Below are 13587 nucleotides of genomic sequence, written 5' to 3'. Positions count from 1 at the left end.
GCGGGTGCCGTCCATATATCAAGCGCCATACATATTTTGGAGGAGGAGAGTTATCGATGTCTCAATTCAAGAATGCGACCGTCACGAAAGCAGCCAATGTGTACTATGAGGGGAAGGTAACCAGCCGCACGGTGCTGCTGGAGAATGGGGAAAAGGTCACGCTCGGCATCATGCTGCCGGGAAGCTATGAATTCGGCACGGACGGCCCTGAAATTATGGAAATCCTGTCCGGCGATTTGCGTGTTCTGCTGCCCGGGGAGCAAGAGTGGTTGGAGATTCAAGAGCCCGCGACCTTTAACGTGCCGGGCAATTCAAGCTTCAAGCTGGAAATCCGCACCGTGACGGATTATTGCTGCTCTTATCCGACGATGTAGCAGGCGGCGCCTAAAGCATTCATATCCGTGAATACGCCAAAAAGGCTCAAAGCCGATGGCTCTGAGCCTTTACTGTCAATGCCGGATGTCAACGCAGGCCGTTAACGGCGGTTGATATAATGGACTTATTCCTCGGGGATCGTCACGATCTCGCCTTTATATCCGGGAGCCCGGTTGTCAAGCTCTACGTATCCTTCGCCCCATTCTTGGCCGCGATCGAGCAGGCGGTAGCTGGTGACGCCTGAAGGGTAGCGGAATACGAATTTGGCAAGGGTCCAATTGCCGGTATCCGGCTGCTTGCCGATCTCCGCTTTCAACGCAGGCAGGAAGAACAGCTTTTGGTTTGCCGGTGCCTTGGCGGAATAATCCAGCTTGCCCTGCCATTTCAAGTATTTGACGCCGCAGCGGATTTCGAAATAACTGGCGATATCGTTATCTACCAGGAAAAAGCGTTGGGATTGGCCTTTGGGAAAATAATAATCCACGCCTTGCATTTCCACGGGCAGCATGTCCAGCTCAGGTTTTTTCAATTCGGATGTATAAGGAAGCTTGGCTGCAGCGTTCCGGGCGGTGGCCAGATCGGAGCTCTTTAAGTCTGCGATGATATCGGGATCTGCCTTATTGATATAGGCTGTTTTTAAAGAGCCGTTCCAATAGACGCTGGCATCGAAGGCTTGGGCAACGGCCCTTAGGGGAATCAAGGTCTTGCCGTTATGCAGCAGCGGGGCTGCAGGGAGCGCCTTCTTAACGCCGTTCACTTCCATGCTGGTGCTTCCGGCCGCGAGAATCACCGTTCGGTTATCGCCTTGAATGGTCACCTGTTTCTTCTGGTTGTCGTACTTCATGACGTAGTTCCCCAGAGGCTTGAGATCGGTAAGGGTAACAAAGGTGGTGCCCTGCCTGATCAGCACGTCGCCGCTTGCGGTTACGTTGTTAATGGTAGCGGATGGTTTAACTGCTGCAGAAGCTGGCGAAACGGCTATTGCAGGGGCCAGAACAGCGGTTAGTACGACAGCGGCTGCCATTGTTTTTAATCGTTTGGTCCATTTCATGTTGTAAATTCCTCCTTTTGCATAGTAGACGGAAGTGAAACGCAAAAAGTTTCTTGCCGAGGGGAAAATGATGGAATGGCCAAAAAAATAGCTCCTTCCTCCTAGTCCGGATGAACCGAAAACTAAAAAGAAGGAGCCGTTATAGATGCATGGCTTGTCTGGCATTATGGCTGCTGGCCGCCGATCTTCTGGCCGATCCAAGCCTCATAGCACTTCGCGACGGCGGAGAGATCCTCATCGCCATAGCCTTCGCTGGCACCGGCTTGAAACAGGCTCTTGGCCAGGTTCAGCATGGGCGACGGCATCCCGATGCCATCGGTGAGCGAAGAGGCCAACTTCAGGTCTTTGAGCATGAGCGCCAGCGAGAACTGGTTGCTGAAATCGCCTTCGATGATTTTGCGTCCCTTCAGCTCCGCCGCTTTGCTGCCGGCCGATCCCAGCTGCACGAGCTCCAGGAAGTTGTCTGCCGGTATGCCTGATTTCGCGGCGATGGCGAAGCCTTCGGCCAGCGCCAGGTTGTTAATGCCCACAATCGTATTGTGCGCGAGCTTGGCCACGGCGCCGCTTCCGTTAGGCCCCATGTGAATGACCTTTTTGCCCAAGGTGTCAAAAACGTCGGCTTGCGCTTCGATGACGGCGGCATCACCGCCAACCATGAAGACCAAGGTGCCATCAATCGCTGCAGGCTTGCTGCCGGTTACCGGGGCATCCAGGAAGGAAGCGCCGAGGCCGGAAACGGCGGAGGCAATTTCCTTAACCAGGCTTTCGGAGATCGTGCTGCAGTCAATGACGGTCATCCCGCTCGTCAGGGAGCCAAGCAGGCCGTTCTCTCCGTAGAATACATCCCGGATGGATTGGTCGTTGCTTACCATCGTAATGACAAGATCTTGCCCTTCGGCCGCTTCCCGAGGCGTCTCCGCGATGGAGGCTCCCTGTTCGGCGAGCGGGCGGCATTTCTCGTGGGTGCGGTTATATACCGTCACATCGTAATCCTGCTTCAGCAGATTGGAGGCCATGGGAGCTCCCATGGTGCCCAGTCCGATAAACCCGATTTTTTTCATAGTCTATATCACCTTCGATTATGGATTCCTGATCCACTCTATCTTAGCACGGGTTCCCGAAACGAAGCCAGTCTTTGCAGGGAATGGAAGCGGGAAGGAGTCCCGCGCATGAAGAATAGATGACAGTTGGCCCGTGAAACTTGCGGTCTTTATTAAATTAAAGTATCCTATTTCTAAATTCACAGGAGGTTTAAGGCATGTCTAAAAAAATCAAGTTTGATTACAGTAAAGCACTGACCTTTGTCAATCAGCACGAAGTTGATTATTTCGCTGAGCCGATCCGCACAGCTCATGAACAGTTACATAACGGTACGGGAGCCGGCTCCGATTATTTGGGCTGGATCGACCTGCCGACTCAGTACGATAAAGAGGAATTCTCCCGCATCCAGAAAGCGGCCGCCAAAATCCAAAGCGACTCGGACGTTCTGATCGTAATCGGAATCGGAGGCTCCTACCTGGGAGCGCGCGCGGCCATCGAAATGCTGTCGCATTCGTTCTATAACGAGCTGTCGAAGGACCAGCGCAAGACGCCGGAAATTTACTTTGCGGGCAACAACATCAGCTCCACGTATGTCTCGCATCTGCTTCAATTGATCGAAGGCAAAGACTTCTCCGTCAACGTCATCTCCAAATCCGGCACAACGACGGAGCCGGCTATCGCTTTCCGTATTTTCCGTGCGGAGCTGGAGAAGAAATACGGCAAGGAAGAAGCGCGCAAACGCATTTACGCTACGACGGATCAAGCGAAGGGCGCCCTCAAGAAGCTGGCAACCGAGGAAGGCTACGAGTCCTTTATCATTCCTGACGACGTGGGCGGACGTTATTCCGTGCTGACCGCAGTAGGTCTGCTTCCGATCGCGACGGCAGGCATCAACATCGAAGAGATGATGCAGGGCGCGGCTGACGCCTCCAAGGAGTACAGCAGCCCGAACGTTGCCGAGAACGAAGCTTACCAATACGCAGCGGTTCGCAACGCGCTTTACCGTAAAGGCAAAGGCATCGAGATCCTGGTGAACTACGAGCCTTCCCTGCATTTTGTATCGGAGTGGTGGAAGCAGCTGTACGGCGAGAGCGAAGGGAAGGATTACAAGGGGATCTACCCGGCATCCGTCGATTTCTCTACCGATCTGCACTCCATGGGTCAGTTCATCCAGGAAGGCAGCCGCAACATCTTCGAAACCGTCATTCAGGTGGAGAACGTATCCGAGCATATTACGATCGAATCGGATCCGGACGATCTGGACGGATTGAACTTCCTGACCGGGAAAACATTGGATTTTGTCAACAAAAAGGCGTTCCAAGGCACGATGCTGGCCCATACAGACGGACAAGTTCCGAATTTGATTGTGACAATTCCAGATTTCACTCCCTATTCGTTCGGATATCTGGTATACTTTTTCGAAAAGGCCTGCGGTATCAGCGGCTATCTGTTGGGTGTCAACCCGTTTGACCAACCGGGCGTAGAGGCGTACAAGAAAAATATGTTCGCGCTGCTCGGCAAACCTGGGTACGAGAAAGAGAAGGCCGAATTGGAAGCTAGACTTTCCGAATAACCCGACACTTTCATTGGATTAGACGTAAGACGCTGAAGGAAGCAGTCCGCTGGCATATCATTGCCGTGGACTGCTTTCTTGGCAATATAGAGGTGGTTGTTGTTTCATGCTGGATCGTTACAAAACGGTGCGTCAGGCGGGCTCCAAGGAGATCGTCATCAAGAAATCGCGTTTCATCGGGCATGTGATGCCGGTAGAGACCGAAGAGGAAGCCGTCGCTTTTATTGAAGAGATCAAGAAAAAACATTGGAATGCTACGCACAATTGTTCCGCTTACATGATTGGCGAGCGGGATGAGATTCAGAAGCAATCGGATGACGGGGAACCGAGCGGAACGGCCGGCAAGCCGATTCTCGAGGTGATCCGCAATCAGGGGCGGAAGAATGTAGCTATCGTGGTCACGCGTTATTTTGGCGGCATTATGCTGGGTGCGGGCGGATTAATCCGGGCGTACACCGACGGAGCCGTGGCTGCGATCGAATCAGGCCGACCGATTACAAGGGTTCTTCACCGGGAGATTTTCGTGGAGCTGGATTATACCTGGCTGGGTAAGGTGGAGAACGAGCTTCGTAACCGGAACGTACGCATGGGAGAGACAAACTTTGCCGACACGGTGACTTTGACCTGCTTGCCGCTCGATGGTGATGCGGAGAGCTTTATGACTTGGATGGTGGATTTGACACAGGGGCAGTCCTTGATCACGGAGGGAGAGCGGCTTTATTTTATTGAAGGGGAATAAAATAATATGGCAAGAAGAGCAGTCGAACGCGAGTTGTCGAGAGAGCGGATACTGGAAGCAGCCAGGCATTTGTTCATAACCAAAGGATACAGGGCCATTTCGATGCGAAGCATCGGGCAGCATTTGGGTTATAGCCACGGCTCCTTGTATTATCACTTTAAGGAAAAGGCGGAGCTATTCTACGCCATTGTCATGAAGGACTTTAATGATCTAAATGATTTGCTGTTGGAGGTCTCGGTAAAGCCTCCCTGTGACGGGGTATCGAAGCTGGAGCAGCTGATGCTGGAATTCGTTCGTTTCGGTCTGGATAATCCTTACCAGTACGAAATCATGTTCATGATTCGGGACGAAGAGCTGCTGTCCTACTGTCGCTCTGAGCAGGGACGCTGTTTTGAAATGTTTGCTATGCTGGTCCGTCAGTATTTGCTGGAGGAGAATTACAGCGAGGAAGAACGGCGAACCGTTCCGCTGACTTTGTTTTTGTCGCTGCATGGATTTATATCGTATTATATTCAGGACAGAATCGGTTTTGATGAGATTAAACCAGCCGCTCTTACCCATATCAAAGTGTTATGCCGGAGTCTGTACAGCAGGGTCTGATGTTTACATGCTGCCAAGACGCGCAGCTTGGCACTTCAATCCGTTACAACGGCCTAGCGTTGAAACGTCAATCACCTAATGAACCATAAAACAGACAGGTCCGCGCTCCCTTGCATGCACCTGTCTGCTTTTTGTGCTTTCATTTCATTCGCTTGACTGTCGGCATCCGTTCCCGGTTTTATCCTTCCATGATCTTCACATGATATTGTCGCTGCCTCGGTCCGTCGAATTCGCAGAAGTAAATCCCCTGCCAACGTCCAAGAAGCAGGTGCCCGTTCTGAATGATCACGGTCTGCGAAGGGCCGCAGGTGATCGATTTAAGGTGGGAGGCCGTGTTGCCCTCCGCATGGCGATACTTGGGATGATTCCATGGATAGACCTCATCCAAAGACATCAGCACGTCCCGTTTCACATCGGGATCGGCGTTTTCGTTGATGGCGATTCCCGCCGTCGTATGCGGACAATAAATCAGGACCGTTCCTTGCTGGACTCCGCTTTGTTTCACGAAAGAGTGGATCTCCCTTGTAATATCCCTCATCTCATCGCGTCCTTGCGTAGCCAATTCACCGGTATACAGCATCTCAATAACCTCCTCAACTTTTTCCATTTCTTTTATTTTACCCGATAAAGTGCAAAAGATGGATTGACGATCGGATTCAGCTTTTGGTAAAGTATGTGTAAAGTAAAACCAAGTATACAAATAGGAAATATAAAGATGGTTTGTGGAGGAGTCGACCGGAATGCCATCCGGAGGCGGGAGGGATACGAGATGACAACATGGATTCGTCATAAAGGTTGGACTTGGGGTTTTCGAAGCACCGTACTGCTTTATTTTCTTGCCTTGATCGTACTGCCGATCTTTGGGGTGTATGTGCAATCATTCTCTGCGGGATGGGGCCATTTTGCGGAAAGCGTAATGGATCCGATCGCCTGGAAGGCCGTGCTGCTTACCATTAAACTGGGCCTAATCTCTACTTTCATCAACGTGCTTATCGGAACGATGATTGCTTGGGTGCTCATACGGTATCGATTTCCGGGAAGGACGCTGCTGAACAGTCTGGTGGATCTGCCTTTTGCGCTGCCGACGGCCGTTGGCGGCTTGATGATTTTGCTGCTGCTTGGGCCGGGGAGCTTGCTTGGAGGCCTGGCGGAGAAGCTCGGCTTTGAAATCGTGTTCCATCAGCCCGCGATCGTGGTCGCCATGCTGTTTGTCACGTTCCCGTTTGTAATCCGGGCGGTTCAGCCGCTGCTGGAAGAGCTGGATCCGCTGGAGGAAGAGGCCGCATATACGATGGGCGCTTCCAGAACGAGAACCTTTTTTAAAGTCATCCTGCCGTCGATGCTGCCGGGAATCATCAGCGGAGGGATGCTGGCCTTCTCTAGGGCATTGGCTGAATTCGGCGCCGTCGTCCTGGTTGCCGGCAACATTCCGGGCAGGACGCTGATCGCATCGGTATTTATTTTTGGCGAGGTGGAGAGCGATAATCCGGCCGGAGCGGCTGCCGTATCGATTCTGCTTCTTACGCTCTCCTTCATGATCCTCTGGGTAATCAATGCCGTGCAGCAGAGGGGGAGACGAGCTTGAAACGATTATGGATCGGACTTACGTATGCCGTATTTATCATCCTGCTGATCATTCCCCTGTCCCGAATTGCGATCGGTGCGTTCGATAAGGGGCTGGACGGGTTTGCGGAGGGGCTGCTCAGGCCGGAAGCCCTGCATGCCCTGATGATGACGGGTCTGATTGTGGTATTCGTTACTTTTTTGAATGCGTTGTTTGGCATCATGATGGCGCTGTATCTGGTGCGGGCAAATTGGCTCAGCCGAAAGCTCAAGGGCATTCTGAACAGCATTGTCGACCTGCCTTACGCTGTTTCGCCGGTCATCGGCGGTTTGATGATTGTGCTGCTGCTGGGACCCGACAGCATCATCGGCGGTTTTTTTGAAGGGATCGGGTTTAAGGTGGTGTATGCGTTCCCCGGCATGGTGATTGCGACGCTCTTCGTCACGTTCCCGCTGATGGTTCGCGAGGTCATGCCCGTCCTGCAGGAGATCGGAAACGATCAGGAGCAGGCGGCCGCGACGCTTGGGGCTTACGGGTGGACCACGTTCGTGAAAGTAACGTGGCCTTCCATCCGGTGGGCCGTCGTATACGGCCTGGTGCTCACGGTAGCCCGTTCATTGGGCGAGTTCGGCGCCGTGCTGGTGGTCTCCGGCAACATCATGAACAAAACCCAGACGGCCACGACGCTTGTGTATCAGGACGTGGAGAATTTCAACGTGGCTGCGGCGAATGGAGTGGCGCTGGTACTGGCCGCCTTCTCCGTAGGTCTCTTGCTGCTGATGGAATGGGCCAAAAAAAGAAAGGATGTGCATTGATATGCATGTGGAAGTTCGCGATCTGAACAAGCATTTCGGTACGTTTCACGCCGTCAAGAATGTCAGCTTCGAGATTGAAAAGGGACATCTGATCGGGCTTCTGGGGCCCAGCGGAGGCGGTAAAACCTCCATCCTGCGCATGCTGGCCGGGCTTGAGAATCCGGATTCCGGACAAATCTCCTTTCATGGCCAAGTGGTCAATGACCTGCCGCCGCAGGAGCGCGGCATCGGCTTTGTGTTCCAGAACTATGCCTTGTTTAAGCATATGACCGTGTTTGACAACATCGCTTTCGGCTTGAAGGTGAAGAAGGCCGCCAAGGCCAAAATCAAAGACCGGGTGATGGAGCTGGTGGAACTGACGGGCTTGAAAGGCTTCGAGAGCCGTTATCCGCACCAGTTATCGGGCGGACAGCGCCAGCGCGTAGCCTTTGCCAGAGCGCTTGCGCCCGAGCCGCAGCTGCTCTTATTGGATGAACCGTTCGCCGCCATCGATGCGAAGATCCGCCAAGAGCTGCGCTCCTGGCTTCGCGAGCTGATCGAGCGGGTCGGCATCACGTCGATTTTTGTTACGCATGACCAGGATGAGGCGATTGAAGTCGCGGACGAAATCATGATCATTAATCAGGGGCGCGTCGAGCAGAAGGGAACGCCGTGGGATATTTACAAGGAGCCGAAGACGCCGTTTGTCGCTTCCTTCATAGGCGAGTCCACCGTGATTTCAAGCGCTGCCGAACTGAAGGGATTTGAGGCAGCGGCTAACAAGAATGCGACGCGCGCATTAATTCGCCCGGAATATATCGAGATTGGAAGCGAGCATGATTTCAGCGTACTGTCCGCCACGGAGACGGGGATCGTCCGTCATCTGCATTTCCGCGGCAGCGAGTGGCTGGTGGAGGTGGAGGTCAAGGGACATAAACTGATCACCTACCGGTCGCTGGAGAAGGAAACGCTGCAGCCGGGCCAAGAGGTCCGAGTCCTCGTTCACCGGGCATACCTCTTTAACGACGAGCACAGCTGGATCGAGGAAAATCGCCTGAAGGTCGATCCGATGCCGATTATGATCTGATGATTCTAAAATAACGAAGGGAAGTGGATTCATGCGGATCTTGAATATGAAACGAACCTCATTCCTGCAAGTGGGCATGGCGCTTCTCTTCAGTTTGCTTATCGCAGGATGTGCCGATGATCAGCCCGTCAATGAAGATGCGATGTCGCAGCCGGGCGAGCGAACGATCGTGCTGGGCGCGTACAGCGTAGCCAGGGATGCCTTGTCCGAGATTATTCCCGCTTTTCAAGCCGAGTGGAAGGCACAGACGGGAGAAACCATTCGTTTTCAGGAATCCTACGAGGCTTCCGGAACACAGGCGCGCGCCATTACGGGCGGGTTTGAGGCTGACGTCACGCTGCTTGCCATGGAAGGGGATGTCGATAAACTCGTCAGGGCGGGGCTCGTCGACAAGGAGTGGAAATCCCAGCCTTATAACGGCATGGTGACACGCTCGATTGTCGTTCTCGGTACCCGCGCAGGTAACCCGAAAGGGATACGGGATTTCGACGATCTGACCCGATCGGACGTCAAGGTGCTGTATCCGAATCCGAAGACCTCGGGCGGGGCGCAGTGGGACATCAACGCGATTTACGGCGCCGGCCTGAAACAATCGGAAGAGAATGGAAAGCGTGATCCTGCCGAAGCGAAAGCCTTCCTTGAAGCGGTTCACCGCAATGTGGAGTCGCTCGATAAAAGCGGGCGGGCTTCGATGGCGGCTTTTGAATACGGGGTCGGGGATGTGATCGTTACGTATGAGAACGAGCTGCTAGCCCGGATTGCCCAAGGCGTCCAGTATGACATTGTTGTACCGCAGCATACGATGCTGATCGAGAATCCGGCCGCAGTCGTGGAGCGGTTTGCGAAGAAACACGGCACTGAGGATGTATCGGCGGCTTTTGTGGAGTACTTGCGTACGCCGGAGGCGCAGAACATCTTCGTGAAGCATGGCTTCCGTCCCGTCGAGGAATCGGTGCATGAACAGACGAAGGAGCGGTTTGCCAACCCGCCGGGGCTGTTCGACATCGAGTATCTGGGCGGATGGGACCAGGTGCGCGAGACGCTGTATTCGAAGCGAGGGGTTTGGTATCAGGTGCTGGCAGGGCTGTGATGCTTGGTGGTATAGGGAGCGATTGATAGGTTCATGAGGGGGCGTCGCGTGCTGAGTTGCGTATCATCCATGGCCCGTCGGCGACAAAAAAGAGATAAAGCGAGCCGTTCAGGATATCCTGAACGGCTCGCTTATTTGTACGTACAGAACATTAGCATTCGTCTGAATGACGCCTCCTATTTTGCAAATATGCCACGTATACGGATTATTCCGTACCATCTTGCTCTATACGGTTGCTTTGCGCGCTTCCCATTCTTCTCGCAGAATGCCCATGCGAATGGAGTCGTAATAGACGCCGTCGTAATACCGGCACTTTCGCATACGGCCTTCGAGCTGCATGCCCACCTTTTCCGCACAGCGCATCATTCGCGGATTGCCGGACCAGGTCGTAATGCCGACACGGGCGATGGTGAGGTTTTGGAACAGGCAATCCACCCACAACGACAGTGCTTCCGTACCGTACCCGCCGCTCCAACGGCCCGGGTCATAAATCAGGATGCCGGCTTCCAGCCAGCGCGAGGCCTCATGCTCCCAATAGAACGTGACGATGCCAATCGTTGTGCCCTCGACTTCGATGAGCAGATCGCTCGGAAATTGATCGGTTTCGAAGTCGGCGTTCCACTGCGTTTCAAAAATTTCGTAGGAAATCTGCTTGAGCGGGAAATAAGGGGCGTCGTATTTTTTCCATTCCGGGTTCTTCGTGCCATAGATCAGATTATATAGAACAGGGGTATCCTCGGGTTTCCTGGATCGCAGCGTCACTCTGCTGCCTTCAAGACGAATTTTTTGCATATGTAGAAATTCCTTTCGCTTTGCATGTCTTTTAGGTATGTTGCTGGAACTCATCTATTCATTGTAGCGGTGATGAAGTGGATTGCCAACTGAATTTGGATAAATGATCCTTTATATGAAACATTAGGAGTGTCGATTCCGTCAATAGCAGATAGATCAAAAATCTGGCATTGAAGGGGGACAAGGTGATGCGGAAAAAAAAGATACTCACAGGCCTATGCTTGCTTGTTGGGCTTACCGCCTGCGCTCAGGACAGCGGGATCCAGCCGGGGGAATCGCAGGGCATTGCGCATAAGCAGACCAATGTGAAGGAATTGTCGGCGCAGGAACGCAAAGAGGTATTAGGCAAGGTGGATGCCGGCATGGTGAAAGCGCAGAATGATTTTGGTTTACGGTTGCACCAGGCGTTATCGGATAACCCTGAGTACACGAGCGATAACCTGATTATTTCTCCATACAGCATCACGCAGGCCTTGGCACTGGCTTATAACGGGACCGCGGGCGATACGGCTGCCGAGATGGCCGATATGCTGGGCTGGAGGGGCATGAATGATGCAGGCATCAATGAAGGCAACCGCCAGCTGCGCTCCTTGCTGGAGAACGGAGGCGGCGTCGTGCTGAACGTGGCCAATTCCGTTTGGCACCGGCCAGGTCTTAAGCTGAAGGTGGCTTATGCGGAAGCCGTAAAGGACAGTTACGGTGCGGAGGTCAGGGAGACGGACCTTCAGCGGGAGGACGCGATGCATGCAATTAACCAATGGGTGAAAGACAAAACCAGCGGCATGATCCCTAAGATATATCATGAGCCGCCAGGCGGCGTTGCGGTCCTGATCAATGCCATATATTTCAACGGCGGGTGGACGGATGAATTTGATCCGGCAAATACCGTGGATGAAGAATTTACGCTATCTGACGGCACCACTCAACAAGTCCCGATGATGAAGAGGGAAGATAGATACAGCTATAAAGAAGGAGAGTCCTGGCAGGCCATCCGCATTCCATATGGAGATGGCCGCATGCACATGCTGGTCATCCTGCCGAAGGAATCCTCCACGATCGATAAGCTGCATCGGCAGCTGTGGAAGGATGCGTCCGTCTGGAAAGGCGATTACTCGTTCGAAACGGTTCAGCTCAGTCTGCCCAAGTTTAAGGCGGAGCAGAGCTTCGAGCTTCCGGATGCCCTTAAGAGCCTCGGCATGGTCAAGGCATTCGACGCCGCCGAGGCTGATTTTAGCAAATTGGCCGAACAAGGAGACGGATTTTGGATCGATCATGTCACACACCATACGATTGTCGATGTCAGCGAAAAAGGGACAAAGGCCGCAGCTGTGACAGCGGTGGGAATAACGGAAAGCGCCGAGCCTACCGAGCCGATCGCCATGAAGATCAACCGCCCTTTTTTCTTTGCCATTGAAGATCGGGACACGGGTGCATGGTTATTTATGGGGTCTGTTTTGAAACCGTAGCATATACTATACCAACATGCGCCTGCCATAATTTTCACCCAAAAATAGGCAACTTTGTTATAATGGTCGAATAAGACTAAAATGTATAACAAAGGGAGAATAGGATGTGCCTATGACCATACCGAAGCCGAATTTATTCATAGGTTCTTCCAGAGAGGCCATCAAGTATGCAAGGGCGATCCACGAACAGCTCAAACGCTCCGCCCAAGTGACGCCTTGGTACGGGGGTACGTTCGGGGCGAATATGTATACGATGGAAGCTTTGGAGAAGCAGCTGGCGTCCAGTGATTTTGGTGTGTTCGTCTTTTCTCCGGATGATGTGGCGCTCATTCGAGGCAAACATGTATTTGTTACCCGCGACAACACGTTGTTTGAGATGGGGCTGTACTGGGGAAGGCTCGGACGGCGAAGGGTATACTGCATCATTCCGGATCAGGTAGAGGCAGACAGCAGTTCCGTTCAAGACGTGATCGTTAAGGATTATCACCTACTCTCCGACCTGCAGGGCATTACGCTGCTCGAATACGAGCTTCGAAGCGACGATGATTACAAATCTGCCGTCGATGTCGCCTGCGGACATATTCTGAGCGCGATCGAAACCGAAGGATTCTATAACAACCCGAGCACATTGATTGAACAGAAGGATGCGGAGCTGAGACGCAAGCAAAGCGTGCTGCATTTTTTCTGGGAATATAACCGAAACGTGCATGTGAGCGATGAAGCGGAAAAATATCATGCACTGAGTGAAGCCGTCCGAAACTCCTTGCTCCCGCCGGCTGCAGGGGATTTCCGGGTGACCGGCGCAGCCTTTTGGGGGCGAAGGGATGAAGGCATTGCCCAAATTGGGGGTAATGTAGGTAAAGGACGGTATTTCCCGTTCGATGGGAAAAAGGATCATTCGCCAAGCAACCAGTCGATTTACGTGATTGATGTCTATAATAGTGGAAAATGGGCATTTTATCACGAAGAGGAAGTTGCGCAGGTGTATGTGTTCTGCTATCCTTTAGGTGTAAATCATGTATTGTCCGTGCATTTTACGGGACATGAGATTCTTACGGATGAAGATCTCGCGGAGGTTGTGGAACAGAATCGTGAGCTGCTTCGTACCATCAGGCATTTAGTTGGAGGGGATTCGTCGTGAGCAGGAATGAGAAGAAGAGAACGTCAGGTCATCCGCAGGGGTCCGCCAATGGCAGCAGCTGGGTGGTTCGGGGGCCCGTACCGATGATGAGTACGCTGAAATCCCGGAAGCGCTCGGTCAGACGCTCAAGCAAGAGCAGTGTATATGTCGGTCCTTCCGTGGAAGGCGTGGATAAGAAGTACGTCAAGGTCATCAGCGGAGCTGTTGACGATAATAAGCCCTCGTTTGCTTAATGAATTGCTATCATAAACGTATCGTATGGCAGGAATGACGA

Annotated in this window: 15 protein-coding genes; 11 read left to right on the top strand and 4 right to left on the bottom strand. The window is 52.9% G+C overall.

Annotation, left to right across the window (positions count from 1 at the left end; genetic code table 11):
- Positions 1–56: 56 nt before the first annotated feature.
- A complete protein-coding gene (ppnP, locus tag RB297_RS29625) occupies positions 57–374 on the top strand; it encodes a pyrimidine/purine nucleoside phosphorylase (RefSeq protein WP_015737208.1) in 318 nt (105 codons plus the stop codon).
- Between the two features lie 125 nt (positions 375–499).
- Here the strand turns inward: ppnP and RB297_RS29620 are convergent, their stop codons facing one another.
- Positions 500–1426, bottom strand: a complete 927-nt coding sequence (locus RB297_RS29620; protein WP_375122034.1) for a copper amine oxidase N-terminal domain-containing protein — start codon at positions 1424–1426, stop codon at positions 500–502.
- 164 nt (positions 1427–1590) lie between these two features.
- Positions 1591–2487 (bottom strand): NAD(P)-dependent oxidoreductase, encoded by an 897-nt coding sequence (locus RB297_RS29615; protein WP_332295660.1) that lies wholly within the window; start codon positions 2485–2487, stop codon positions 1591–1593.
- Between the two features lie 197 nt (positions 2488–2684).
- Between RB297_RS29615 and RB297_RS29610 the strand changes: the two genes are divergently transcribed.
- The 3 genes from RB297_RS29610 (at position 2685) to RB297_RS29600 (ending at position 5379) form a co-directional block, all read left to right on the top strand.
- Positions 2685–4040 carry a glucose-6-phosphate isomerase gene (locus RB297_RS29610; RefSeq protein ID WP_009589268.1) on the top strand — a complete coding sequence of 452 codons (1356 nt, stop codon included), beginning with the start codon at positions 2685–2687 and terminating at the stop codon, positions 4038–4040.
- A 106-nt stretch (positions 4041–4146) separates the two neighbouring features.
- Positions 4147–4779 carry a YigZ family protein gene (locus RB297_RS29605; RefSeq protein WP_375122033.1) on the top strand — a complete coding sequence of 211 codons (633 nt, stop codon included), beginning with the start codon at positions 4147–4149 and terminating at the stop codon, positions 4777–4779.
- 6 nt (positions 4780–4785) lie between these two features.
- Complete coding sequence (locus tag RB297_RS29600; RefSeq protein ID WP_015737204.1) at positions 4786–5379, top strand: TetR/AcrR family transcriptional regulator; 594 nt, start codon at positions 4786–4788, stop codon at positions 5377–5379.
- Positions 5380–5557: 178 nt separating this feature from the next.
- Here RB297_RS29600 and RB297_RS29595 read toward each other — a convergent pair whose 3' ends face one another.
- Entirely contained in the window at positions 5558–5959 is a 402-nt protein-coding gene (locus RB297_RS29595; protein WP_015737203.1) for a secondary thiamine-phosphate synthase enzyme YjbQ, read from the bottom strand.
- Between the two features lie 189 nt (positions 5960–6148).
- Here RB297_RS29595 and cysT point away from each other — a divergent pair, with 189 nt between their 5' ends.
- From cysT to RB297_RS29575, 4 genes are read left to right on the top strand one after another with little or no spacing between them, the layout of a single operon-like run.
- The gene (gene cysT / locus RB297_RS29590) at positions 6149–6964 is read left to right on the top strand and encodes a sulfate ABC transporter permease subunit CysT (RefSeq protein WP_036662786.1); all 816 of its coding nucleotides are present in this window, start codon (positions 6149–6151) and stop codon (positions 6962–6964) included.
- Positions 6961–7758 (top strand): sulfate ABC transporter permease subunit, encoded by a 798-nt coding sequence (locus RB297_RS29585; protein ID WP_096776470.1) that lies wholly within the window; start codon positions 6961–6963, stop codon positions 7756–7758. The genes cysT and RB297_RS29585 overlap by 4 nt, the downstream gene beginning before the upstream one ends.
- Before the next feature lies 1 nt (position 7759).
- The gene (locus RB297_RS29580; protein WP_015737200.1) at positions 7760–8824 is read left to right on the top strand and encodes a sulfate/molybdate ABC transporter ATP-binding protein; all 1065 of its coding nucleotides are present in this window, start codon (positions 7760–7762) and stop codon (positions 8822–8824) included.
- 31 nt (positions 8825–8855) lie between these two features.
- Positions 8856–9914, top strand: coding sequence for a sulfate ABC transporter substrate-binding protein (locus tag RB297_RS29575; protein WP_096776469.1), 1059 nt, complete (start codon positions 8856–8858; stop codon positions 9912–9914).
- A gap of 225 nt (positions 9915–10139) precedes the next feature.
- On the opposite strand, the gene RB297_RS29570 is transcribed toward RB297_RS29575, so the two are convergent.
- Positions 10140–10706: a GNAT family N-acetyltransferase gene (locus RB297_RS29570; RefSeq protein ID WP_096776468.1), complete on the bottom strand. Its 567-nt coding sequence runs from the start codon at positions 10704–10706 to the stop codon at positions 10140–10142.
- Between the two features lie 188 nt (positions 10707–10894).
- On the opposite strand from RB297_RS29570, the gene RB297_RS29565 reads away from it, so the two are divergent.
- From RB297_RS29565 to RB297_RS29555, 3 genes are all read left to right on the top strand, one after another.
- Positions 10895–12172: a serpin family protein gene (locus RB297_RS29565; RefSeq protein WP_375122032.1), complete on the top strand. Its 1278-nt coding sequence runs from the start codon at positions 10895–10897 to the stop codon at positions 12170–12172.
- Positions 12173–12284: 112 nt separating this feature from the next.
- Positions 12285–13313 carry a TIR domain-containing protein gene (locus RB297_RS29560; protein WP_375122052.1) on the top strand — a complete coding sequence of 343 codons (1029 nt, stop codon included), beginning with the start codon at positions 12285–12287 and terminating at the stop codon, positions 13311–13313.
- Positions 13310–13546, top strand: a complete 237-nt coding sequence (locus RB297_RS29555) for a hypothetical protein (protein WP_009589256.1) — start codon at positions 13310–13312, stop codon at positions 13544–13546. The genes RB297_RS29560 and RB297_RS29555 overlap by 4 nt, the downstream gene beginning before the upstream one ends.
- The last annotated feature ends 41 nt before the right edge of the window (positions 13547–13587 follow it).

The sequence above is a fragment of the Paenibacillus sp. CR_12 genome (assembly GCF_041953985.1).
GTDB classification, from domain to species: domain Bacteria; phylum Bacillota; class Bacilli; order Paenibacillales; family Paenibacillaceae; genus Paenibacillus_AQ; species Paenibacillus_AQ lautus_A.
This window is presented reverse-complemented; position numbering and strand designations above follow the sequence as displayed.

What these genes read in the sequence shown, in the direction of transcription:
- ppnP (WP_015737208.1), top strand. Translation starts at nt 57, where the DNA reads ATGTCTCAATTCAAGAATGCGACCGTCACGAAAGCAGCCAATGTGTAC.
- RB297_RS29620 (WP_375122034.1), bottom strand. Translation starts at nt 1,426, where the DNA reads ATGAAATGGACCAAACGATTAAAAACAATGGCAGCCGCTGTCGTACTA.
- RB297_RS29615 (WP_332295660.1), bottom strand. Translation starts at nt 2,487, where the DNA reads ATGAAAAAAATCGGGTTTATCGGACTGGGCACCATGGGAGCTCCCATG.
- RB297_RS29610 (WP_009589268.1), top strand. Translation starts at nt 2,685, where the DNA reads ATGTCTAAAAAAATCAAGTTTGATTACAGTAAAGCACTGACCTTTGTC.
- RB297_RS29605 (WP_375122033.1), top strand. Translation starts at nt 4,147, where the DNA reads ATGCTGGATCGTTACAAAACGGTGCGTCAGGCGGGCTCCAAGGAGATC.
- RB297_RS29600 (WP_015737204.1), top strand. Translation starts at nt 4,786, where the DNA reads ATGGCAAGAAGAGCAGTCGAACGCGAGTTGTCGAGAGAGCGGATACTG.
- RB297_RS29595 (WP_015737203.1), bottom strand. Translation starts at nt 5,959, where the DNA reads ATGCTGTATACCGGTGAATTGGCTACGCAAGGACGCGATGAGATGAGG.
- cysT (WP_036662786.1), top strand. Translation starts at nt 6,149, where the DNA reads ATGACAACATGGATTCGTCATAAAGGTTGGACTTGGGGTTTTCGAAGC.
- RB297_RS29580 (WP_015737200.1), top strand. Translation starts at nt 7,760, where the DNA reads ATGCATGTGGAAGTTCGCGATCTGAACAAGCATTTCGGTACGTTTCAC.
- RB297_RS29575 (WP_096776469.1), top strand. Translation starts at nt 8,856, where the DNA reads ATGCGGATCTTGAATATGAAACGAACCTCATTCCTGCAAGTGGGCATG.
- RB297_RS29570 (WP_096776468.1), bottom strand. Translation starts at nt 10,706, where the DNA reads ATGCAAAAAATTCGTCTTGAAGGCAGCAGAGTGACGCTGCGATCCAGG.
- RB297_RS29565 (WP_375122032.1), top strand. Translation starts at nt 10,895, where the DNA reads ATGCGGAAAAAAAAGATACTCACAGGCCTATGCTTGCTTGTTGGGCTT.
- RB297_RS29560 (WP_375122052.1), top strand. Translation starts at nt 12,285, where the DNA reads ATGACCATACCGAAGCCGAATTTATTCATAGGTTCTTCCAGAGAGGCC.